Here is a 25,575-nt window from a genome sequence, read left to right on the forward strand (position 1 = left end):
GCGTGCAGTCCAGCAGCGGCGTGGCTTCGAGACTCAATATTGCTTCGTTCAACCTCGGTACGGCGCTGGGTGGCATCGGCGCGGGCTGAACCAGGTCGGGCTCGCCTATATACCCGTTGCGGGCGCAGGTGTGGCATTGGTGGCCATCGGAACACTTGTTCTACAGATGAAAAACAGGCCAGGCCGGCGAGAAAACCCTACAGGAAAGGCGCTTTCAGAGACTGCAGAGCGGTAGCTTCATTGCGGCCCCGCCTGTGCGTTTGATTAAACGCAAATCGAAACGTTGTACTAGGATAGGATCCATGCCCGCAGCGCTTTTGCCGGTCAAGAAGCTTTTCGCCGCAGCTGCAGGGACACGCACCACCCTTTGTTATTCAAGGATGAAGACATGAACTCAAACCTGTTTCCGCACATCGGCAAGGTCATCGCCAGCACCGGTAGCCGCCACTTCCCACGCATGCTGCATGATCTGATCCGCGCCCAACTGGCGGTGGACGCCACGCATATCCGGCAGATGCGCGTCGAACCGGTGACACAGCGCTGTGAGCCCGAGCCACCGAAAGACGCAGCGCTGCGAGCCGACACCCTCTTCAGCGAACACAGCGACAGGCGGCAGCCCGAGCCCTCGTCGACCGCCGCCGACGCTGCGCAGTTGCACCTGACCCGGCGCAAGGACGGTTACCGTTACGTGATTTCGGTGTACCGCAACGATCAGTCGGAACGGTTTTCGGCTCAGGAGCGCAGCCTGTTGCAGGACATCTCCCCGGTGCTGCTGCCTATGGTGGAAAAACACATCAACGCGCTGCAGCCGCTAGAGATGGGTCCGCCAGGTCTGGCGCCGATCGCCGAAACCACTGGGCTCGACATTCTGCGCCTGCGTTTCAACGAGCGTTTGCAGCAACTGGGGTTGAAGCTGTCGAACCGCGAAAGCGAAGTGTGCGTCGGCCTGCTCGCCGGGCACACGGCACCTGAACTGGCTGGGCAGTTACAGTTGAAGGTCAACACCGTGGAAAGCTATCTCAAGCGCGCGGCGATCAAGCTGGGCATCAGCGGCCGGCATTCGTTGATGAAGTGGATGTATTCGCCACAGAACAGTGCAGCCTCCCCCGCGGCCTGACACCGCGACGTCAATCCCGTGCCAACGCTTCGATCGGATCCAGCCGCGAAGCGTTGCGCGCGGGCACGAAGCCGAACACCACGCCGATGAGGGTCGAACAGAACACCGCCGTCAGCACTGAGCCCATTGAAAACACCATCTCCCATTCCTTGATGAACACCGAGAACAGATGGCCGATGGCATACGACAGGGAAATACCGATGGCGCCGCCGAGCAGACAGACCATCACCGCTTCCACCAGAAACTGCTGACGAATGTCCGACTGCCGCGCGCCGACCGCCATGCGAATACCAATCTCGCGGGTACGCTCGGTTACGGAGACGAGCATGATGTTCATCACGCCGATGCCGCCGACCACCAGCGAAATCACCGCGATCAGAGACAGCAGCAGTGCCAGCGAGCGGCTGGTTTTTTGTACGGTTTGCATAATGCTGTCGAGGTTGTTGGTGAAAAAGTCCTTGGTGCCGTGGCGCTGCAGCATCAGCTTGTTGACGTTGTCTTCCACCACTTTGCTCGGCTGACCGTCCTTGATACGCACACTGATGCTGTCCAGATAGCGCTGGCCCAACAGACGTCCGGCAGCGGTTTCGTAGGGCACCCAAACGTTGAGTGATTTGCTCGCGGCGAACAGGTTCTTGTTCTGCGCTGTCACACCAATCACGGTGCACGGCAGATTACCGATAAGGATCACCTGCCCCAGCGGATCGACCTGCTCGCCAAACAGACGCTGACGGGTCTTGTGATCGATGACAACCACCTGGGCCTGACGCCGCGCATCGCTTTCGCTGAAATGAATCCCCGCTGCCATTTTGATCCCGCGCACCTGAAAATACAGATCGCTGACGCCGTTGACCTGGGCATCGACGTCGATGTTGCGGTAACGCAACAGCAGATTGCGTCCGACCACCGGCGTCGCGCTATCGACGTAATACAGCTGATTGAGCGCCGCGACATCGGCGGGCACCAGGGTTTCGATCGCGGCAGAACGACTGTCGCCGAAACTGGTCCCGGAATAGATATCGATGGTATTGCTGCCGATCGCCTGAATGTCCTTGAGCACATAACGCTTGGCGCCCTCGCCGATCGCCGAGATCGAGACCACCGAGGTGATGCCGATGACGATACCGAGCATGGTCAGCAAGGTACGCATGCGATGCGAAATCAACGCGACCCAGGCCATGTTGAATGCTTCCTTGAACAGCCCGAGGCTGGCGACCAGACGCCGTGCTGCGGTTGCTTGTGGCGCCACCCGATCGTCGCTCGCCGGCGCTTCACTACAACGTACGTTGCGGCGGTCGCTGAGGATTTCGCCATCGCTGACTTCAATGATGCGCTCGGCATTGGCCGCGACTTTCGGGTCATGGGTCACCAGAATCACCGTGTGCCCGGCGGCGTGCAGCTCCTGCAGAATGTGCATGACTTCCTTGCCACTGGTGGTGTCAAGAGCGCCGGTCGGCTCGTCGGCGAGAATGACTTCACCGCCGTTCATCAAGGCGCGGGCAATACTCACGCGCTGCTGCTGGCCGCCGGAGAGCTGGCTGGGCCGGTGCGTCAGGTGCCCCTCCAGGCCAAGCCGCGCCAACAATTCACGGGCGCGGGCATGGCGTTGCGGCTCTGGGGTTCCGGCGTAAATCGCCGGGATTTCGACGTTGTGCATGGCGCTCAGGTGCGGCAGCAAGTGATAACGCTGAAAGATGAAACCGAAGTAGTCGCGACGCAGTTCCGCCAGCGCCTCGCTGTCAAGATCACGGGTTTCGCGGCCGTTGATCTTGTAGCTGCCGGCGGTGGCGTAATCAAGGCAGCCCAGGATGTTCATCAGGGTGGATTTTCCGGAGCCGGAGGCGCCGATGATCGCGATCATTTCCCCGGCATGGATCGTCAGGTCAATAGCGTTCAGCGCAAGGAATTCGCGGTCACCCGCAGTGAAGCTGCGAGTGATGCCGCTCAGTTGCAGCAGAGCTTGGGCCATGATCAGGCCCCCGCCACAGCGGATACCGGGTCACCGATCACCACCCGATCGCCTTCAACCAATCCGTCGTTGATTTGAACTTTGACGTTGTTGTTGATCCCGACCCGTACAACGCGCGCCTGGGCCTGGCCCTTGGCATCGAGCACGCGCACCGCAAAACTGCCATCGTTGTTGCGCGCTCCTAGCGCCGCCACCGGAATGGTCAGCACTGATTTGGCCGTGTCGAGCACCACCCGCACCTGCGCGGTCATGGAAATGCGCAGGCGATGATCCGGGTTGGGCACCTCAAACAGCGCGTTGTAAAACACCGCCGTGTTTTGCTTCGCAGTACCGGCCGGCGGGGTTTCGAGGAAATTCTGCGGTGCCGGCTCAGTGCCGCGCAGCTTGCCGTAATAGCGTTTGTCTTCGCCAAGAATGGTGAAATACACCTCCTGCCCCGGCGCGATGTGAATCACATCCGCTTCTGACACTTGCGCCTTGACGGTCATGGTGTCCAGATCGGCCAGCTTGAGCAGGATCGGCGCCAACTGGTTAGCGATGACAGTCTGGCCTTCCTGTGTGACGATGCCGACCACATCGCCATCAATCGGCGCAATAATCCGCGTGTACGCCAGATTGACCTTGGCGGTGTCGATCTGGATATGCGCACTCTTGATCTGCGCGTCCAGGGACAGCAGGTTGGCCTGCTGCACTTCGTAATTCGATTGTGCGGTTTCGAAATCCTGGCGGGAGATCGAAGCGTCCTCCTGCAAGTTCCGGTAACGCTCGAACAGCGCCTTGGTCTGGCGCAATTGCGCCTGGGTCGCGCGCTTTTGGGCTTGCAGGTTTTCTTCGTCGACCTGGGCCTGACGCAACGTGTTCTGCAACACCAGCGGATCGATTTCCGCCAGCCACTGCCCCTTCTTCACCTTGTCGCCGACCTTGACCTTCAGCGATTTCAATTGACCCGACACTTGCGCACCGACATCGACCTGCTTGATGCCTTCGAGCAGCCCGGTCGCGAGCACTGCGTTCTCGATGTCACCGCGCTCCACCGTGGCGGTCAAATACTGTGGCGCTTGCGCCGGCGCTTGCACCGCGTAAAGCAACAAGCCGGCCATGGCCGTCAACACCACACCCAGAGCGACTTTGCGCAACTTTGACTTTTCCATAGATGACCACAAATCCGTTAAGGGTTGAGCCCGGCCAGCGACCGGGCTGCAAGACGTACACGTCAGTCAGGAGAGCATTGCACTGGCCGGCTGCTTCAGACCCTCGTGCCACCATGCTGCGAAACTGAACACATTGGGGGCCTTGAGCAGGGTGAAATGATTGCCTGGCCCGCGCCACACCGTCAGATCATTCGCCTCACGCCGCCAGCCTTCGACCATAGCCGCCTGCTCGCGCTGATTGCCGGCAGCGTCCAGCGTCGGATCCTCCGCCAGCGCCAATCGCACCGGGCCGCTATAGCGCTGACGCGGTTGATAAACCGTGCGCAAGGCGCTGGCGAAGGTGCGCGTCGAACCGAGTAGAGACTGCGGCGACGACCGCGCCGACAGCACGCCCGCACGCACCATGCCCTCGTGCAACAGACGCAGTTGCATGGCGTCATCGGCGACGGCGAATACCTCAGCATCGATGCCCAGCGAAGTGCCGGCCGACAGTTGCAGCGCCTCGATCAGCCGCTGTAGCGCAGCGGTCGCGGTGTACGGCTTGCCAACCACCCCATTGCCGCCGGGTGATTCGCTGTCGATCAGGGTCAACGACGCCACTTCGCGTCCATCCGCCTGGAACTGCGCGGCCATGGCATGGACCACCCAGCCGCCGAAAGAATGCCCGATCAGGTGCAGCGGGCCTTGCGGATAGAGTTGCTCAATTGCCCGCCGATAAAAACGCGCCGCTGCCTCGACCTCACTATGCGGCACAGCGCCGCCTTCCAGCCCGCGCGGTTGCAGGCCGTGGACTGGCCAATCGGGACCGATGGCCTCGGTCAGATGAATGAAGCCGGTGACGCTGTCGCCGGCACCCGGCACGCAGAAGATCGGAGCCCGTGCGCTATCGCCGGTCTGAAGGGTGACCAGCGGTTGATACACAGGCGCTGCCGGTGCCTGCGCCCCTTCCAGTGCCTGGCTCATTGCCAGGCCCAGCGCTTGAATGTGCGGGGCTTTCATCATGCTTTGGTGATCGCCGGGCACGTCGATGCAGCACAACTCGGCATCCGGCAACTCCTGCGCCCAGCCCAGGGTCGGGCTGAGCTGCTCCATCGCCGTCGAGCGTTGCTGCGCGCGGAACACGTGCACTGGCAACGGCAACGGATTGACCCGGTAATGCGCCAGCGCATGCCCGTGCGCCACCTCGCGATCGATGTAGTGCCAGGTATCCTCCGCCGAGGCTGCCGCCAACTCGGGATGGAGCAATTGCTGGCGCTGGCAGCGTTCGAGCAGTTCGGCGAACGTCAGTGCTTGCACCTCGCTTTGCAACACGGCCAGCGCCGTCAGCCCGCGCTGGCCGTCGTCGCCAAGGCCGATCCAGTGCGCGGTGCAATGCAAGAGCAGTTGGCGCTTGTGCACGTGAGCATCGCTCCAGCGGGCCTTGTGCGGATCGGCCAGGCGCGGCACATAGCTGTCGATCAGTCCGATAAACTCGACGACTTCGTCCTGGCCCAACAGTTGCTGAGCGACTTCGTAAGCCAGCACCCCGCCAAACGACCAGCCTGCCAATCGAAAGGGCCCGTGGGGTTGTCTGCCACGAATGATCTTGACCATGCGCGTCGCCAGGCATTCAAGGGTGCGTAATTGCGTCTGGCCGAAGTCGATACCGGGCAGACCGTAGATCGGGAAATCGCCGCCGATGTGCCGGCCCAACGCCGGAAAATACAGGTCGCGGCCGCTGAATTCATGGACCAGAAACAATGGCGTACCGCGATCGCCTGCGCGAACCACGGTCAGCCCCGGTTCCTGCTCGATGACACCGTCTCGTTCACCGAGCAGCGCAGCCGCCGCTTCAATGCTCGGGTGCTGGAACAGCTCGGCCAAGGTCATCGACAGACCGGTTTGCTGCATCTGGTTGACCAGCCGCACCGCCAACAACGAATGCCCGCCCAGCTCGAAGAAGTTGTCATGACGCCCAACCCGTTCGACCTGAAGGATTTCGCTCCACAACTCGGCCAGACGGGTTTCCATGGGATTGCCCGGCGCCTCGTACACACGGTTGAGCATTGCCGCCTGGGTCGGTACCGGCAGGGCCTTGCGGTCGACCTTGCCGTTGTTGTTCAGCGGCAACACCTCAAGACGCACCCACGCCGAAGGCACCATGTATTCCGGTAGCCGTGCCTGCAACAAGGCACGCAGCGTGGCGCTTTGCAGGTCGGCATCGTCTGCGGTGAAATAAGCCACCAAACGTGTCTGCTTGCCGTCTTGCCGTGCCAGCACCACCGCCTCTTTGACGCCCGGGCAACTGAGCAGCCGGTTTTCGATCTCGCCCAGTTCAATGCGAAAGCCGCGAACCTTCACTTGGTCGTCATTGCGGCCGAGGCACTCGAGCTGCCCCGGCGCCAGCCAGCGCACCAGGTCGCCGGTGCGGTACATGGTTGCATCGGGCCTGCTGCTGAACGGGTCGTGGAGGAATTTCTGTGCCGTCAGCTCAGGACGGTTCAGATAACCCAGGGCAACGCCCTGCCCGCCGATGTACAACTCACCGGTGACGCCGAACGGCACCGGTTGCTGACAGGCATCGAGCACATACACCTGTGTGTTGGAAATCGGCCCGCCGATTGACACGCTGTCGGCCTCTTCGGCGACGCTCTGTACTGCAAATGCAGTGGCGTACGTGGTGGTTTCCGTCGGGCCATAGCAGTGCACCAGACGCAGATCAGGTGCCTCGGCGCGCAACTTGCGAAACGCCGCCGGATCACCGCGCTCGCCGCCGCAAAGCAGGATACGCAAGCCCTTCAGGGCGTCGGGAATCAGCTGTACATATTGGTTGAACAGTGCCGTGGTCACGAACAGGATGCTCGCGCCGCTGCGTTTCAGCTCGTCGCCGAACGCCTGCGGCTCGAGCAAAGTGGCATGGTCGATGATCGCCACCCGCGCGCCATTGAGCAATGCACCCCAGACGTCCATGGTGCTCGCGTCGAACGCCGGGTTGGAGGCGAATGCCACGCAATCCTGCCGATTGAAATCGGCGTAGCCGTTGTTGATCACCAGCCGCGTGATCGCCCGGTGCGGCACCATCACGCCTTTGGGCATGCCGGTGGAGCCTGAGGTGTACATGATGTACGCCGGCGTTTGTGCCGACTGCGGCAGATCCGGGTTGTGATGGGGTTGAGTGTCAAGCTGTAACAGATCGAGATCGATGCGCCGTACGGCAAAGTCCAGGGTGGCTGTGCTATGGGTCAGCAGCACAGACGCCTGGCAATCCTCGACCATGAACGCCTGGCGCTCGCTCGGCGCGTGAATATCCAGCGGCACCCAGGCGGCCGCGCATTTGCCGATAGCCAATTGCGCGAGCAGCAAGTCCAGTGAGCGCGGCAACAGAAGCGCCACCGCATCGCCGGCTTTTACGCCATTGCTGAGCAGATAATGTGCCAGCCGATTGGCCCTGTGGTTTAACTGCGCATAGCTCAGGGTCTGCTCGCCATGCAGCGCTGCGACGGCGTGGGGTTGTTGCAAGGCCAGGGCTTCGAACACACGCTGTACCGTGTCGCTCTGTGGGTATTCGCGTTCGGTCGCATTGAAATCAACCAGCAAGCGCTGGCGCTCCTCGTCCTGCACCAGCGGCACATGGGCGAGCAGCGCCTGGTCGTTGCTGACCATGGCCTGCAGCAGTTGCTGCAAGTAACCGGCAAAGCGCTTCACCGTAGTTTCATCGAACAGCGCCGTGGCGTATTCAAGCCAGCCGCCGATGCCCTCGGCAGTGTCGCCGAGGGTCAGGGTCAGATCGAACTTGGCGAAGTGACTGGGTTCGGCCACGGCTTCCAGCGTCAACTCACCCAAGGCCAGTGCCGGGCCGTCGCCGTTGCGCCAGTTGAACATGGTCTGGAACAGCGGACTGTGCGCCAGGCTGCGCACTGGCCGAGTAATTTCCACCACTTGCTCGAACGGCAGGTCCTGATGCGCCTGAGCTTCGACTGTCAGCGCCTTGACCCGCGCCAGCAGCGCTTCGCCGGTCAACTCACCGCCGGTGTCGATGCGCAGTGCCAGGGTGTTGACGAACAGGCCAATCATTCCCTCGACTTCTGCCCGAGTGCGGTTGGCCACCGGCGAACCGATGATCACGTCAGTCTGCCCGGCCAGACGCCCGAGCAGCAGTGCCCATGCGCTGAGCAGCGTCATGTATAACGTCACGCCATGGCGCTGACTCAAGGCCGTGAGCCCGGCGCTCAAGCGCTCATCCAGTTGCAGCGCAATGCTGCTGCCGGCGTAATCCTGCTGCGCCGGTCGCGGCCGATCCGTGGGCAGGGTCAGCAGGGCCGGCACATCGCGCAAGGTGCGTTGCCAGTATTCGCTCTGACGCTGCAACACCTCGCCGCTCAACCAACGCCGCTGCCACACCGCGTAATCACTGTATTGCAGGGTCAACGCCGGCAACGGATCGTCTTCGCCCCGACTGAACGCCTGATACAGCGCCATCAGTTCGCGGGTGAGCACGCCCATCGACCAACCGTCTGAGATGATGTGGTGCAAGGTGAGCAGCAGCACATGGTGATCATCGGCCAGACGTATCAGACGTCCGCGAATCAGCGGATCGTCAAGCAGATCGAACGGCCCCGAAGCCTCGCCCTGGATCAGCGCCTGCAACGCCTCTTGCGCCTGTGGGTGGTGGCGCAGATCCTCGACGCGCAACAGCAGGCCGCTGTCGACCGGAGCGATCAACACCTGAGCGTTGCCATCCAGCGGCGCGAAGCGGCTGCGCAATGTTTCGTGGCGCGCGACGATGCGCGCCAGCGCCCGTTGCAGGGCATCGTCGTCCAGCGCACCGCGCAGGCGCAGGGCAATCGGAATGTTATAGGCGGTGTTGGCACCCTCCATCTGCGCCAGAAACCAGAAGCGCTGCTGCGAAAACGACAGTGGCAGCGCCGTTTCACGGGGCACCGGCAGTATCGGCGGTTGCGTGCAGCGCCCGGCCTCGGTCAATACCTGCGCCACCGCCGCCAGTTCGGCGTTGGCGAACAGATCACTGAGCACCAGCTCGACACCCAGTCGCTGCCTGACCTGCGCGACCATGCGCATGGCCAGCAGCGAATGCCCGCCCAATTCGAAGAAATGATCCGCGCGCCCTACCCGCTCGACCTGCAGCACGTCGGCCCAGATGTCGGCCAGCGCGTTTTCCACTTCGCCTTGCGGCGCGGCATATTCTCGGGCGAACAATGCCGAACGCTCGGGTTTCGGCAGGGCCTTGCGGTCGAGTTTGCCGTTGGCGGTCAGCGGTAATCCGTCGAGTTTGACGAAGGCGGACGGCACCATGTATTCCGGCAGTTGGGTCAGCAGCAGCGTGCGCAGTTCGGCCACGGCCAGCGCCTGCACCTGCGTCTGTTCGGTGAAATACGCCACCAGCCGCGGCTGCCCCGGCTGATCCTCGCGCACCAGCACCACCGATTCCTGAATCCCGGGCAATTGATTGAGGCGGTTCTCGATTTCCCGCGGTTCGATACGCGCGCCGCGAATTTTCACCTGATCATCATTGCGCCCCAAATACTCGAGCGTGCCGTCGCCGCGCCAGCGCGCAAGGTCGCCGGAGCGGTACATGCGCGCCTGTGCCGCGTGGCTGAAGGGATCGCGCAGGAAGCGTTCGGCCGTCAGCTGCGGCTGGTTCAAGTAGCCCCGGGCTACGCCAGTACCGCCGATGTACAACTCGCCGACCGCGCCAATCGGTACCGGGCGCTGTTGCTTATCGAGCAGATAGACCGTGGCATTGCTCACCGGCTTGCCGATGTGCAACGCATCACCGCAGTCAATGCGCCCGGAAGTGGCGACCACCGTGGTTTCGGTCGGGCCGTAATTGTTGATTACGTCGAAACGCTGGTTGCGCGAAAACTGGCGCAAACGGTCGCCGCCGACCAGTAGCGTGCGCAACGTCGGGTGTTCCAACTGTTGGCTGAATGCGTATTCCGCCACTGGCGTGGGCAGGAAACTCACATCCAGGGGCTGCGCGCGCCACCAGTCAAGCAAGGCGTCGATGTCTTCGCTGCCGTCATGCGCCGGGGCGATGTGCAGCGTGGCGCCCGCACACAGCGCTGGCCAGACTTCCCAGGCCATGGCATCGAAGCCGAAGCCGGCGAGGCTCGAGGTGTGGCGGCCGGCACACAGGTCAAAGGCGGCGCAGTGCCAGTCGACCAGGTTCGACAGGGTACGGTGCTCGACCATTACGCCCTTGGGCAAACCGGTCGAGCCGGAGGTATAGATCACGTAAGCCAAGTGCGTGACATCGAGATCCGTCCGTTGCGGGTTACGGGTGCTGCCCAGCGGCCAGGTGCGCGGGTCCAGGTCCAGCATGGGCACTGCCAGTCCCGGCAGACGTTCGCGCAGATCAGCGCTGGTTAATACGGCGACTGGCGCACTGTCGCGCAGCAGATGCAGCAGACGTTCAGCCGGGTGCGCGGGATCGACCGGCACGTAACCGGCGCCGGCCTTGAGGATCGCCAGCAACCCGACCACTGCGTCCAGCCCGCGCCGGGCGAGGATGGCGACCCGGTCGTCAGGTTGCACGCCCAGAGCGATCAATTGATGCGCCAGGGCGTTGGATCTCTGATTCAACTCGGCAAAAGTCAGCGACTCACCCAAATGCACCGCAGCCAGCGCGTGCGGACGCGCCAGCACCTGTGCTTCGAAACGCTGATGAATGGGCTGCGCCGGTGGGTAATCGACCTGGCTGGCATTGAACCCACGCAGCACCTGTTCGCGCTCGGCGGTCGGCAGCACCGACAATTGACTCACCGGGGTGTCCGGCGCGTGTTCGAGCGTCGACAGCAACTGCTCCACCGCGCGCACCAGATAGGCGCAGAGACGCTCACCATCAACAGCACTGGTGGCCAGTAACGTGAGGCTGAAGCGGTCGCCGAAGTCGTCGATGCTCAGCGTCAGCGGGTAGTTGGTGCGCTCTTGCGAACGCAGCACACTGATGCCGTCCCAGGCGGCGAGTGCTTCGGCGCTGGCATTGGCGCTGGAGGCACTGTGGCGATAGTTGAGCAGCGTGCTGAACAACGGCGACGAGGCAACCACCCCACTGCAGCGCTGCGCCAGTGCCAGCGGCGCATGCTCGTGGCGCATCAGCGTGGTCAGCCGCGCGTGGGTGGCCTTGATCGCCTCCCTGACGGCCAGCGCTGCGATGTCGACCCGCAGCGGCAAGGTATTGATGAAGATGCCCAGCGCGCGTTCGGTGCCTTCGGCGTTGTGCATGCGCCCCATCAATACGGTGCCGAAGACCACGCTCGTTTGCCCGGTCAGGGCGCTCAGCACCTGGCCCCAACCCAGGTGGAACAGGCTTGCGACGCTCACCCCCTGCCGTCGTGCCTGTGCTCGCAAGCGTTGGTCCAGTTGCGAGTCGAGCGCCTGGCTGGATTCGACAAGGTCGCTGCCGTCGCCATGCACGCCTTGCAGGCCGTACGGCAAGGTGGGTTCGTCGATGTCAGCGAGCATGTCGCGGAAGAACGCTTCGTGTTCCGCCTCGCTGATGCCCAATCGCGCCTGGGCCACGTAATTGCGAAACGGCACGGGCGGGCCCAACCGCGCGGCGTACCCGCACAGGCAGGCCTGCAGCTCCTCACTGACCACCGCCAGTGCCGAGTGGTCCATCGCCATGTGGTGGAATAACAGCATCGCGACGATGCGTTGCTCGCACGCATCCCAGGCATGCACCAGGCGCACCAGCGGCGCGCAGGTTACGTCAAGACGGAACTGCCGGGCGTCGAAGCGTGCGTGCAACTGTGCCAGCGCATCGCCGCCATCGGCCTCCAGCACCACTTCTTCCAAGGGTAAGCGCGCATCGCGCATGACCACTTGCAAGGGCGTGTCGAGGCCTTCCCAGGCCACCGCCGTGCGCAAGATGTCGTGGCGATCGATGACCGTTTGCAAGGCATCGGCGAACGCCTGCAAACGCTGCGGCCCGCTGAACGCAAATTGCGCCTGCATCACGTACGGGTCGCCGTGCTGCGCGCTGACGTGGTGGTAGAGAATGCCTTCCTGCAACGGTGTCAGTGGATAGATGTCCTGCACGTTGGCCGCCCCGCCGGGGATGCCTTCGCACAGTTGATCCAGGGCTTCCTGGCTCAGTTGCGTCAGGGTCAGCATCGCCGGGGTGATGTAAGTGCAACCGGCCTCAATGCCATTAGCTGGCACCTCGACCTGTCCGGTGCGGGCGGCTGAATACTCGCCTGCCTTGATCAGTTCGATCAGCGCCGCCTTGTGTTCGCGCAACGACGCCAGTAATGCCGGATCGCCCAGGGCCTGCTTGTTGCCATTGACGCGCAACTGGTCGTCCGTGACCGTCAACTGGATGTCTCGGGCTTTGAGTGTCGCCAACAAAGGATTCAGGTTCACAGGACGATCTCCATTCTTTCCGTGATTGCGGCGTAGCCGGCCAGCGTCGGTTGTTCGAACAACGCCCGGACGTCAGCCTCCATGCCTTCCTGTTGCAGACGGCCGACCAGACTCACCGCCAGCAACGAATGCCCGCCCAGCTCGAAAAAGTGGTCGTGACGGCCGATCCGTTCGACGTTGAGCAACTCGCACCACAGCCGCGCCAAGGTGATTTCCACCGCGCCGACCGGGGCCTCATATGGACGGCTGACAAGCGCGTCCTGATTCGGCGCGGGCAAGGCCTTGCGGTCGAGTTTGCCGTTGGGGCTGAGTGGCAAGCGCTCCAGATGGATGTAGGTCGCAGGGACCATGTAATCCGGCAGCGCATGCAGCAATGCGGCGCGCAGGAGGTCGATGTCCAGACGCGAACCGGTGTAGTACGCCACCAGGCGTTTGTTGCCTGGCACGTCTTCGCGGGCCAGCACTGCCGCTTCCTGCACGCCGTCGATCCTGGACAGGCACGCCTGAATTTCACCCAGCTCGATGCGCAGGCCGCGAATCTTGACCTGATCATCATTGCGACCCAGGTATTCGATATTGCCGTCGGCGCGATAGCGAGCAATATCGCCGGTACGGTACATGCGCGCTTGCGCCTGCTGGTTGAACGGGTCACGCAGGAACCGTTCGGCGCTGAGCTCGGCGCGGTTCAGATAACCGCGCGCCACCTGGACGCCACCGATGTACAGCTCGCCAACCACGCCTTGCGGCACTGGTTGTTGCTGCGCGTTGAGGATATACATTCGCGTGTTGGCGATGGGTTTGCCGATCGGCGTGTTGTCCGGGGTGTCCAGCAACGGCCCGGCGCAGTTCCACGCGGTGACGTCCACCGCTGCTTCGGTCGGACCGTACAGGTTATGCAACTGGCTGGCCGGCAAGTGCTGTTTGAACCGCCGCACCAGACTGCCGGGCAACGCCTCGCCGCTGCACATCACCTGACGCAGTGCGGCACAGCGCTCGATCTGGCCGTGGGCAAGAAACACGTCAAGCATCGATGGGACAAAATGTGCCGTGGTGACATGTTCGCGCTCGATCAGCTCACTCAGGTAGGCCGGCTCCTTGTGCCCGCCAGGGCGCGCCAGCAGCAGGCGCGCACCGGTCATCAACGGCCAGAAAAACTCCCACACAGACACGTCGAAACTGAACGGGGTCTTCTGCAACACCGTATCCGCCGGCGTCAGCGCATAGGCGTCCTGCATCCACAGCAAACGGTTGACCACCGCGCTGTGCTCGTTGGCCACACCTTTGGGCTGACCGGTAGAGCCGGAGGTGTAGATGACATAGGCCAGATGCGCCGACGTCAGGCCGTTGATCTGCGGATTGGTCGCCGGCAAGTCACCCCAGACCTGTTCCTCCAGATTGATCGCCGGCACCGTCAGCGTGCCGGCCAGCGCCGCCGTGCTGCCTTGCACCAGCACCGCCACCGGCGCACTGTCGGCGAGCATGTACGCGATGCGTTCAACCGGGTAGTCCGGGTCGAGCGGAACATAACCGCCGCCCGCCTTGAGGATCGCCAGCAGGCCGACGACCATGGCGACACTGCGCTCGACGCAGATCGCCACCCGTGAATCCGCCTGGACTCCAAGCTGGATAAGATGATGGGCCAGGCGGTTGGCGTGCTCGTTGAGTTGCTGGAAGTCCAAGTGCTGACCCGCGATTTGCACCGCGACTGCATGCGGGGTGCGCAGCACCTGAGCCTCGAACAGGCCATGCAAGGTTTGCTGCAGGTTGTAAGCGACGGCCGTAGCGTTGAAGTCGAACAGCAAGCGCTGGCGCTCGGCATCTGGCAATACCGGCACCTGATCGATCGGTTGCTGCGGCGTCTGCTCCAGCGCGTCGACCAACCCGTGCAGTGCAGTTTCCATATACGTGCAGAGGCGCAACGCACCGACCTCGGCCGAGGTGATTGCGGTGAGCCTGAAACCTGTGTCGAGGTCATCGACGTTGAGACTCAACGGATAGTTGGTGCGCTCCTCGCTGTGCAAGGTTTCGATGCCTTGCCACGCCGGATGCGCTTGTGCGGGCGTCGCGCTGCCGTGGCGATAGTTGAGCATCGCGCTGAACAGCGGCGCCGGTGCCGCGATCCGGCTGCAACGCTGGGCCAGCGCCAGCGAAGCGTGCTCATGCGCCAACAGCCCGGTGAGTTGCCCATGCGTGGCCGCAAGCGCCGCCTGCACGGCTTGTGCGCCGAGATCGACGCGCAGCGGCAAGGTGTTGATGAACATCCCCAGCCCGCGATCCGCGCCCGCCCCGCCCTGCATGCGACCCATCAGTACAGTGCCGAACACCACGCGCTCCTGCCCGGAGGTGGCGCCCAGCACCCGTGCCCAAGCCAGATGAAACACGCTGGCGACGCTGATACCCCTCTGTCGCGCCTGACTGCGCAGCCGTTGCGCCAGCGCGTCGGGCAGTGCCAGCCCAGCTTCCGCGTAAGTACCCGCCTCGGCATTGACCTCATGCAGACCGAACGGCAGCGTTGGCTCATCGATATCACCGAGCATGTCGCGGAAAAACCCTTCGTGCTCCGCCTCACTGATGCCCAACCGCGCCTGCGCCACATAGTTGCGGTACGGCACCGCTGGCGGCAGGGGGCGCTGTTCGCCACAGAGGCTGATCTGCATTTCTTCGCGCACGACTTCCAGCGCCGTGTGGTCGAGGGCGATGTGATGGAACAACAGCACACCGGCCACTTGCTCAGAGGCCGGATCGCGGGCGTACAACAAGCGGATCAGCGGGGCTTGACCCAGATCCAGCGAACGCGTCGACAGTTGCTCGATCGTGACTTCTTCCACCGGCAATTCAGCCTCGCGCCACACCACTTGCACCGGCGCGGCCAGGCCTTGCCAGACGATCGCCGTGCGCAGGATGTCGTGGCGCGCCATGACCTGACGCAACGCGCTGGCGAAGGCCTCGACGCGCTCGACACTGGCGAACATCAGACGCGACTGCAGCACGTACGGATCGTGTTGCCTGGCGGTGATGTGATGATAAAGAATGCCTTCCTGCAACGGCGCCAGCGGGTAAATGTCCTGCACATTGGCCGCGCCGCCCGGCACCGTGGCGACGATGCGTTCGATGCTGGCCTGATCCAGTTCCAGCAGGCTGAGCATGCCTGGCGTGATGTGAGCACAGTTCGTCGCGATGCCGTTGGCCGGCACTTCGATTTCGCGACCGCTCCCCACGGCCGCCGCCAGCGCCGTCAATGTCGGCTGGTTGAACAGTACGCGCACGTCAGTGCTCAGATCGATCTGGCGCATGCGCTCAATGACGCTGACGGCGAGCAACGAGTGGCCGCCCAGTTCGAAGAAGTTATCGTGGCGGCCGACCTGTTCGACCTTGAGCACATCGCTCCAGATTTGAGCCAGCGCGATTTCCACCGCGCCTTGCGGCGCTTCGTACGTGCGGCTCAGCCATGCACTTTGATTCGGGTCCGGCAAGGCGTTGCGGTCAAGTTTGCCATTGGCCGTCAGCGGCAAGGCCTCCAACTGCATGTAGGCCGCCGGCAGCAAGGCTTGCGGTAAGCGCGATTGCAGATGCTGGCGCAGGTCGTCGAGTTCCAACGAATCGCGCGCGGTGAACCAGGCCAGTAATTGACCGTCACGCACCTGTGCCACGGCGTCCCGCAGCGTCGGATAACTGACCAGCGCCGCTTCGATTTCCCCGAGTTCCACGCGCACGCCACGCAGTTTGACCTGGTCGTCGTTTCGCCCCAGATACTCCAGAGTGCCGTCGGCGCGCCAACGCACCAGGTCGCCCGTGCGATACATTCGCGCGCCGGGCTCGGCGCTGAACGGGTCGGCGCAGAACCGCTCGGCGGTCAATTCATCGCGGTTCAGGTATCCCCTGGCCAAGCCGGCGCCGGCGACGTACAGCTCACCCTTGACCCCTACTGGCAATGGGTTCTGTTGTGCGTCGAGGACATACACCCTGGCATTGGCGATCGGCCGACCGATGTGCAACGCCTGCGCCGCATCGATACGACCCGACGTCGCCACCACCGTGGCTTCGGTGGGTCCGTAGTTGTTTATCACGTCGAAGGTCTGATTGCGTGGGAATTGCCTGAGCTTGTCGCCGCCGATCAACAGTGTGCGCAAGGTCGGATGGCTCAGCCCGCGGCTGAACGCGTATTCAGCCACCGGCGTCGGCAGGAAACTGACCTGCAACGGCTGCGCCCGCCACCATTCGAGCAACTCATCGAGGTGTTCATTGCCGATCGATGCCGGTGGCAAATGCAGGGTCGCGCCCACACACAAGGCCGGCCAGACTTCCCAGGCCATGGCGTCAAAGCCGAAACCGGCGACACTGGCGGTATGGCTGCCGGCGTGCAAATCGAAGGCTGCGGCGTGCCAGTGCACGAGGTTTTCCAGGGTACGGTGTTCGACCATCACGCCCTTGGGCTGGCCAGTGGAGCCGGAGGTGTAAATCACGTAGGCAAGATTCTGTGGCGTCAAACCGTCGCCCTCAGGATTCTGTTCAGGCAGGTCAAGCCAATGCTCATCACCAAGGTCAATCACCGGCACCGCCACCGCGCCCAGCGCCACGCCAGAGACCAGCAGGGCCAGCGGTGCACTGTCGGCCAGCAAGTAAGCGATGCGCTCGGCCGGATGCGCCGGGTCGATCGGTACATAGGCTGCGCCAGCCTTGAGCACCGCCAGCATGGCCAGCAGCATGTGCGGGTCACGCCGGGTGCAAATCGCCACCCGCGCGTCGGGCCTGACACCCAGCTCGAGCAGATAGTGCGCAAGGCGATTGGCCTGTTGATTGAGCTGCGCATAGGTCAGTTGCTGCTCGCCTGCTTGCACCGCCACCGCCTGAGGGTTGAGCAAGACCTGCGTTTCGAAGAGTCGGTGCACGGTTTGCGCTGGCGGGAAAGCCGCCGCGCTGGCGTTGAACTGCATGAGCACCCGTTCGCGCTCGCATGGCGGCAGGATCGACAGTCGATTCAGCGCCCGCTGCGGGTTGTGCTCCAGCGCCGACACCAGCACCGCCAGCGCGCTGTGCATCAGGTCGCAGACCTGTTGCGCACCGACCTCGGGGCGCGTCAGCACCGACAGATCGAAACCTTCGCCCAGGTCGTTGATGCTCAGCGTCAGCGGGTAATGGCTGCGCCCTTCATGCGTTAGAAATTCGATCCCCTGCCACGCTGGTTCATCGGACTGGCGCGCGGCGCTGTGACGATAATTGAGCACCGAACTGAACAGCGGCGACGGCGCGGCAACAGCACTGCAACGCTGGGCCAGCGCCAGTGAGGCGTGTTCGTGACCGAGCAGCGCGGCCAGCCGTTGATGCACAGCGCGCACTGCTGTGCTGACGCTGTGCTCGTTCACTTCGACGCGCAACGGCAAGGTATTGATGAACATACCCAGTGCTCGATCAGCGCCCGCGCCGCCCTGCATGCGACCGAGCAGCACCGTGCCGAACACCACGCACGGCTGCCCGGCCGTGGCCGCCAGCACCTGCGCCCACGCAAGGTGAAACAGGCTGGCGGCGCTTACCCCGACGCTGCGCGCCTGCGCCCGCAAGCGCTGGCTCAACTCAAGTGGCATTGCACTGACATACGCTTCAATATCGCGGCCATCACCGTCGATTTCACGCAAACCGAACGGCAAGGTTGGCTCATCAATATCGCCGAGCATTTCGCGGAAAAACGTTTCGTGCTCCTGCTCGCTGACGCCGTGCCGTGCCTGCGCCACGTAGTTGCGGTACGGCGCTGGCGCCGGCAGTGGTTGAGTGTCGCCGAGCAGGCTGGCCTGCATCTCCTGACGCACCACCTCCAGGGCGGTGTGATCAAGGGCGATATGATGGAACAGCAGCATGGCCACGACTCGCTCGTGCACGGGATCGTCGGCATACACCAGCCGCATCAGCGGCGCCTGGCCGAGATCGAGCCGCCATTGCCGGGCGGCAAAACGCGCTTGCAGCTGGGCGAGCACGTCACCGTCGGCGGCGTCCAGCGTCACGCCGTCCACCGCTAACGGCGCACGTCGCCAGACCACTTGCTGCGGACTGCGCACCCCCTCCCAGACCACGCTGGTGCGCAAAATATCGTGCCGCTCGATGACCCCTTGCAAGGCATTGACGAAGGCATACAGACGGTCGATGTTGGCAAAGGCCAGGCTCGATTGCAGCAGATACGGATCGCCCTGGCCGGCGCTGAGGTGGTGATAGAGAATGCCCTCCTGCAACGGCGCCAGCGGATAAATGTCCTGCACATTGGCCGCACCGCCCGGCACGCTGGCGACGATGCGCTCGACACTGGCCTGATCCAGCTCGCTCAAGCTCAACATGTCCGCGGTGATGTGACGGCAGTCATGCGCAATGCGATTGGCTGGCACGTCGATTTCGCGGCCACTGCCCAGCGTTGCCGCCAGCGCGGCGAGGGTCGGCTGACTGAACAGCACACGCACATCGGCGCTCAGACCGCGCTGACGCAGGCGCTCGATCAGGCTCACGGCGAGCAGCGAATGCCCACCAAGTTCGAAGAAATTATCATGACGCCCGACCTGTTCGATCTTGAGCAGATCGCTCCAGATCTGCGCCAACGCCTGTTCCAGCGGACCTTGCGGCGCTGCGTATTCATAGCTGAGCCAAGCACCGTGATCCGGCTCAGGCAAGGCCTTGCGGTCAATCTTGCCGTTGGCGGTCAACGGCAACGCCTCGACCCGGACATAAGCGGCGGGGATCAGCGCTTCGGGCAGCCGGCTCTGCAAGTGGCGACGCAAGTCGGCAATATCGACCGCGCCGCGCTCGCTGAACCACGCCAGCAGTCGCCCGTCCCGCACCAGCACCACCACATCCTGGATGGCACTATGCGCACTGAGCGCGGCTTCGATTTCGCCGGGTTCGATGCGTACGCCGCGCAGTTTGACCTGATCGTCATTACGCCCCAGATACTCGAGCGTGCCGTCCGCCCGCCAACGGGCAAGGTCACCGGTGCGGTACATGCGCCCGTGCGGTTTATCGCTGAACGGATCTTCGAGGAACATTTCGGCGGTCAGCGCCGGGCGATTCAGGTAACCGCGAGCGACGCCGGCGCCGCCGACATACAGCTCACCCTGGACGCCGACCGGTACCGGTTGTTGCTGACTGTCGAGTAAATAGACGTTGGCATTGGCGATCGGTCGACCGATGTGCAACCCCTGCCCAGGCTCGATGCGCCCGGACGTTGCGACCACCGTGGCTTCGGTCGGTCCGTAGTTGTTTATCACCTCAAAGGTCTGGTCACCCGGGGACTGCCTGAGCTTGTCGCCGCCGATCAACAGCGTACGCAAGGTCGGATGGCCCAGCCCGCGACTGAACGCGTATTCCGCTACCGGCGTCGGCAGGAAACTGACCTGCAACGGCTGCGCGCGCCACCATTCAAGCAACTCATCAAGGTGTTCGTTGCCTATCGATGCCGGCGGCAGATGTACAGTGGCGCCAACACACAGAGCGGGCCAGACCTCCCAGGCCATGGCGTCAAAGCCAAACCCGGCGACGCTGGCGGTATGGCTGCCGGCGCGAAGATCGAAGGCTTCAGCGTGCCAATGCACGAGGTTTTCCAGCGTGCAATGTTCGACCATCACCCCTTTCGGTTGGCCGGTGGAGCCAGAGGTGTAAATTACATAGGCGAGATGGGCCGGAGTCAGCGCTGGCAACCGCGGGTTGTCGTCGGACAAATGCGCCCAGCCATCGCTGTCCAGGTCGACCAATGGCACGGTGCCGAGCAACGCGCGGGTCGAGGCGTCGGCCAGCACTGCGAGCGGATCGCAGTCCTGCAGCAGATAGGCGATGCGCTCGCGAGGATGGGCCGGATCGATCGGCACATAAGCGCCGCCTGCCTTGAGAATCGCCAGCAATGCCACGAACATCTGCGGGCTGCGGCGCAGGCACACGGCGATGCGATCATTGGGCTGCACGCCGAGGTCGATCAGGTGATGGGACAGGCGATTGGCGCGCTGATTCAGCTGGGCATAACTCAAACGCTGCTCGCCCTGCACCGCAGCCCACGCGTCGGGATTGGCCAACGCTTGCACTTCGACCAAACGCTGCACGGTCTGCGCCGGCGGGAATGACTGCGCGGTGTCATTGAAACCGAACAATACCTGCTGGCGTTCGCCCGGCGAGACAATCGACAACTGCCGCACCGGCACTGTCGGCGAGTCATCGAGAGCGTCCACCAGACTGTGTAAAGCGGTTTGCAAGTAATCGCAAACGCGCACGCCGTCCACCTGCGGCACCGCCTGTACATTCAAAAGGAAACCGTCACCGAGGTCGTCGACGCTGACCACCAGCGGGTAATTGCTGCGCTCGCGCGAGCAGAGCATTTCTATGCCGTCCCAGGCCGGCGTGGCCGCGCCTGGCTGACTGTGGCGGTAATTGAGCAGCGTGCTGAACAGCGGCAGCGTCGCGGCGACACCGCTGCAGCGCTGGGCCAGCGCCAGTGAAGCCTGCTCATGCCCGAGCAACTGGGCCAGACGTTGATGGGTGGCGCGCACGCTGTCCTGCACCGATTCGGCGCCGACAGTGACGCGCACTGGCAAGGTGTTGATGAACATGCCCAACGCGCGATCAGCGCCCTCGCCGCCTTGCAGGCGCCCGAGCAGCACGGTGCCGAAAACCACGTCCTGCTGGCCTGAAACCCGCGCCAGGACTTGCGCCCAGGCTTGATGCACCACGCTGGCGATGCTGATACCGAGGCGCCGGGACAACTCGCGCAGACGTCGGCCAAGGTCATCGTCCAGGGCTAACTGGCTGTCGACAATGGCGCTACCATCGCCGAGCACGTCCTGCACACCGAACGCCAGGGTGGGTTGATGGATGTCGCCGAGCATGTCGCGAAAAAATTGCACTTGCGCCTCTTCATCGCTGCCCGCGCGGGCATGCGCCACATAGTTGCGATATTGCACCGCTGGCGGCAGATCTTCCGTGCGCCCGTGCATCAGGTCGCTTATTTGCGCCACGAGCACGTCCAGCGCGGTATGGTCGAGGATCATGTGATGCATCAGCAGGATGCCGACCCAGCGCTGATTGGCCCGGTCTTCGGTGTAGGCAAAACGCATCAGCGGCGCCTGTTTCAGATCGAGACGATAGTGACGCGGATCGAAACGTGCCTGCATCTGCTCCAGCACATCCCCGGTCAGGCTGTCGGCATCCACCCGCTCAAGGTTCAGCGGTGCCTCGCGCCAGACCACTTGCACCGGTTCCTCCAGGCCTTCCCAGACCACGCCGGTACGCAGGATGTCGTGCCGCACAATCACGCGGTTCATGGCAAGCACAAAGGTTTTGATCCGCGCCAGGTCATCGAACGCGAACTGCGCCTGCAACACGTAGGGGTCGCCGCTGTTCGTGGCGAGGTGGTGATAGAGAATTCCCGCCTGCAATGGCGCCAGTGCATAGATGTCTTGAACATTAGCGACACCGCCGGGCACGCTGGCAAGCACCGTGTCGATGCCGGCCTGATCGAGGTTGGCCAACGGCAATTGCTGCGGGGTGATCGACGTGCAGCCGGGCTCGATGCGATTGGCCGGTACGGCATAAGCCTGCGCCACACCAAGGGTCGCCGCCAACGCCGCCACGCTCGGCTGCCCGAACAGTACCCGCACATCGCAGTGCAGGTCGTGCTGGCGCATGCGTTCGACCAGCTTGACCGCCAGCAGCGAATGCCCGCCCAACTCGAAAAAGTTCTCATGCCTGCCCACTTGCTCGACACCGAGCAAACTTTGCCAGATGCCGGCAATCAGGCTTTCCACCGCGCCCTGGGGCGCCTCGAATCCGCGTCGCGCATACGCTTCGCTGTCCGGCGGCGGCAACGCCTTGCGGTCAAGTTTACCGTTGGTGGTCAGCGGCAAGGCGTCGAGACGCACGAACGCACTTGGCACCATGTAATCAGCCAGCGAGTTCAGCAGCGCGTCGCGCAGGTGCGCCACGCTCGGTTCTTCGCCGTCGTCAGCGATCCAGTACGCGACCAGTCGCGGGTCGCCGGGGCTGTCTTCACGGGCAATGACCACAGCTTCGCGCACGCCGGCGCAGGCCGACAGACGCGCTTGAATTTCGCCGAGTTCGATGCGAAAACCGCGGATCTTCACCTGATCATCGTTGCGCCCCAGATAGTCGAGACTACCGTCGGCTGCCCAGCGGGCCAAGTCACCGGTTTTGTACAGGCGCGCATCGGCGGCGCTGCTGAAAGGGTCGCGAATGAAGCGCTCGGCGGTAAGCTGCGCACGATTCAGATAACCCCGCGCCACCCCGGCGCCACCGACATACAACTCGCCCGTCACACCGACCGGCACCGGTTCACCTTGAGGGTCGAGCAGGTACAGTTGCAGGTCGGGAATTGGCACGCCGATCGGACTGACCCCGAGCCGTTGCGCATCGGTGGCCTGCAGTGGGCGACAGGTCACGTGCACCGTGGTTTCGGTGATGCCGTACATGTTCACCAACCGGGTACCGGCGTTGCCGACACGGGCATACCACGGTTTCAGCAACTGCGGCTCGAGCGCTTCGCCGCCGAAAATCACCTCCCGCAGCGAATGCTGCAGCACACTGCGGCCCTGCGCGTCGATCAACTGGCGGAACGCGCTGGGTGTTTGGTTAAGCACGGTCACGCCGCTGCGGCATAGCAACGCATAGCACTCCTGCGGCGCACGGCTGACGCTTTGCGGGACCAGCAGCAATTGCCCACCGAACGCCAGCGCGCCCCAGATTTCCCACACCGAGAAATCGAAGGCGAACGAGTGGAACAGCGCCCAGACGTCGCGCTCATTGAAGTGAAACCAGTGCGACGTAGCGCAAAACAGCCGCGCCACGTTGCGATGCTCGACCATGACGCCCTTGGGCAAACCGGTGGAGCCAGAGGTGTAGATCACGTAAGCCAGATGCGCAGGGGTCAACCCGGCGATCTGCGGATTGCTTTCGGATTCGGCGTGAAGATGCTGACTGTCGAGGTCGATCAGCGGCACGTCGAGCGCACCGACGCGAGCCCGCGTAGCGGTTTGCAGCAGCAGCGCGACCGGCGCGCTGTCCTGCAAGGTGAAGGCGATTCGCTCTTGCGGATACGCCGGGTCGATCGGTACATAAGCGGCGCCGGCCTTGAGTACGCCAAGCAAGCCGATGATCATTTGCGGGCCACGCTCGACGCAGATCGCCACACGATCGTCCGGCCGAATTCCAATAGCCAGCAAGTGATGGGCGACCCGGTTGGCGCGGCGATTGAGCTCGCCGTAGCTGAGGGTCTGCTCGTCAAATAGCAATGCGGTGGCGTCCGGCCGGGTCTGCGCGTGAGTTTCGAATTGCCGATGGATCAACGGCGTATCAGGGAAGTGCGCGAGCGTTGCATGGGCGCCGTGCAATAGCTGTTCGCGCTCGGCTTGCGGCAGGATGCGAATGCTGTGCAGCGGCGTGGGCGCGGCCGCCTGCAAGGCATCGACCAGGCCTTGCAATGTAGTCTGCAGATACTCGCCGATCCGTTGCGCACCAAGACTGGCCTCGGCCAGGGCGGTGATGCGCAAATCTTCGCCTAAATCGTCAATGTTGACGGTCAACGGGTAGTTGGTGCGCTCCCGCGCGCCCAATACCTGCACACCCGGGGCGATATCGATGATCTCGGCAACTTCGTCAACACTGCTGTGACGGTAATTGAGGATCGCGCTGAACAGTGGCGTCGGCACTGCCACCGCGCTGCAGCGCTGGGCCAGCGCCAGCGAGGCTTGCTCATGGCCGAGCAACCCGGTCAGGCGACGATGGGTCAGCAACACGCCGGCGCGCACATCGTCGGCACCGACGTCGACCCGCAGCGGCAAGGTGTTGATGAACATCCCCAATGCGTGTTCGCCGCCCTCGCCGGCCGCCATCCGCCCGAGCAGTACGGTGCCGAACACCACCGCCGTTCGCCCGGACAATTCGCCGAGAACCCGCGCCAACACCAAGTGCATGACACTGGCCACACTTACCCCCAACTGCCGCGCCTGCTCGCGCAATTGGAGACTCAGGGCCCTGTCGAGCATCAGCGAGGCTTCCTCGATCAAATGCCCGTCGCCCTTTACATCCCGCAATCCGCAGGGCAGCGTCGGCTCGTCGATGTCGGCGAGCATCTCGCGGAAAAACGCCTCATGGGCCGGCTTGTTCGCGGCCAGCCTGGCGCGCGCGAGGTGATCGCGATAGGGCACCGGCGCCGCCACCTGGGCGCTCTGCCCGAGCAGAAAGGCCTGCGCTTCGCGGCGTATCACATCCAGCGCAAGGTGGTCCATGATCAAGTGATGGAACAGCAACAAGGCAACTATGCGACCATTGGCGGGATCGTCGGCAAACACCAGGCGCAGCAGCGGCGCCTGCTGAACATCGAGGCGCAAGTGCTGCGGATCGTGGCGTCGCAGCAGTTGCCCGAGCGCGTCATCGCTGCCGCTCACCTCAAACTCTTCGCAGTGCAACGAAGCCTTGCGCTGGACCACTTGCAGCGGTTCGTCCAGGCGCTCCCAGATAAACGAAGTGCGCAAAATGTCGTGGCGTCCGATCATCCATTGCAATGCGTCGGCGAAGGCCTGCAGGCGCTCTCGGCTGGCAAAGGCAAATCGCGCCTGCGAAACGTAAGGGTCGCCCGCCTCGGCGGACAAATGCAGGTAAAGCATGCCCTCCTGCAGAGGTGCCAAGGGGTAGATGTCCTGAAGATTCGCTGCCCCCCCTGGCACGTCCGCGACGATGCGGTCGAGGCTGGTTTGATCCAGCGTCACCAGCGGCAACATGTCCGGGGTGATGCGAAAGGCCGGGCTCAACCAATCGCCGTTGTGCCGGGCAACCAACTCCAGCAGTTGCGCCTTGTGGGCAGCGAGGCTGTCCCACAGCGCATCGTCCAGCGCGTCGTCACTGCCCAGAATGACCAAGTCTTCATCTTCCTGTTGAAGGCGGATCGCACGGGTGGAAATAACGGCCAACAGTTCGCTGAAATGCATGGGATAACCTGC

General features: G+C 63.3%; 5 protein-coding genes. 1 reads left to right on the plus strand and 4 read right to left on the minus strand.

The window, feature by feature from the left end:
* The first annotated feature begins 388 nt into the window (after positions 1-388).
* The gene (locus tag KVG91_RS02425) at positions 389-1,117 is read left to right on the plus strand and encodes a helix-turn-helix domain-containing protein (RefSeq protein ID WP_169374390.1); all 729 of its coding nucleotides are present in this window, start codon (positions 389-391) and stop codon (positions 1,115-1,117) included.
* A 10-nt stretch (positions 1,118-1,127) separates the two neighbouring features.
* Here the strand turns inward: KVG91_RS02425 and KVG91_RS02430 are convergent, their stop codons facing one another.
* From KVG91_RS02430 to KVG91_RS02445, 4 genes are all read right to left on the minus strand, one after another.
* Positions 1,128-3,086 (minus strand): MacB family efflux pump subunit, encoded by a 1,959-nt coding sequence (locus tag KVG91_RS02430; RefSeq protein WP_169374389.1) that lies wholly within the window; start codon positions 3,084-3,086, stop codon positions 1,128-1,130.
* A gap of 2 nt (positions 3,087-3,088) precedes the next feature.
* Complete coding sequence (macA, locus tag KVG91_RS02435) at positions 3,089-4,237, minus strand: macrolide transporter subunit MacA (protein ID WP_169374388.1); 1,149 nt, start codon at positions 4,235-4,237, stop codon at positions 3,089-3,091.
* A 66-nt stretch (positions 4,238-4,303) separates the two neighbouring features.
* A complete protein-coding gene (locus KVG91_RS02440; RefSeq protein ID WP_169374387.1) occupies positions 4,304-12,601 on the minus strand; it encodes a non-ribosomal peptide synthetase in 8,298 nt (2,765 codons plus the stop codon).
* On the minus strand, positions 12,598-25,563 hold the full coding sequence (locus tag KVG91_RS02445; RefSeq protein WP_169374386.1) for a non-ribosomal peptide synthetase: 12,966 nt from the start codon (positions 25,561-25,563) through the stop codon (positions 12,598-12,600). Before KVG91_RS02445 ends, KVG91_RS02440 begins: the two co-directional genes overlap by 4 nt.
* Positions 25,564-25,575: the final 12 nt, after the last annotated feature.

The sequence above is a fragment of the Pseudomonas azadiae genome, from assembly GCF_019145355.1.
Taxonomy (GTDB): Bacteria; Pseudomonadota; Gammaproteobacteria; order Pseudomonadales; family Pseudomonadaceae; genus Aquipseudomonas; species Aquipseudomonas azadiae.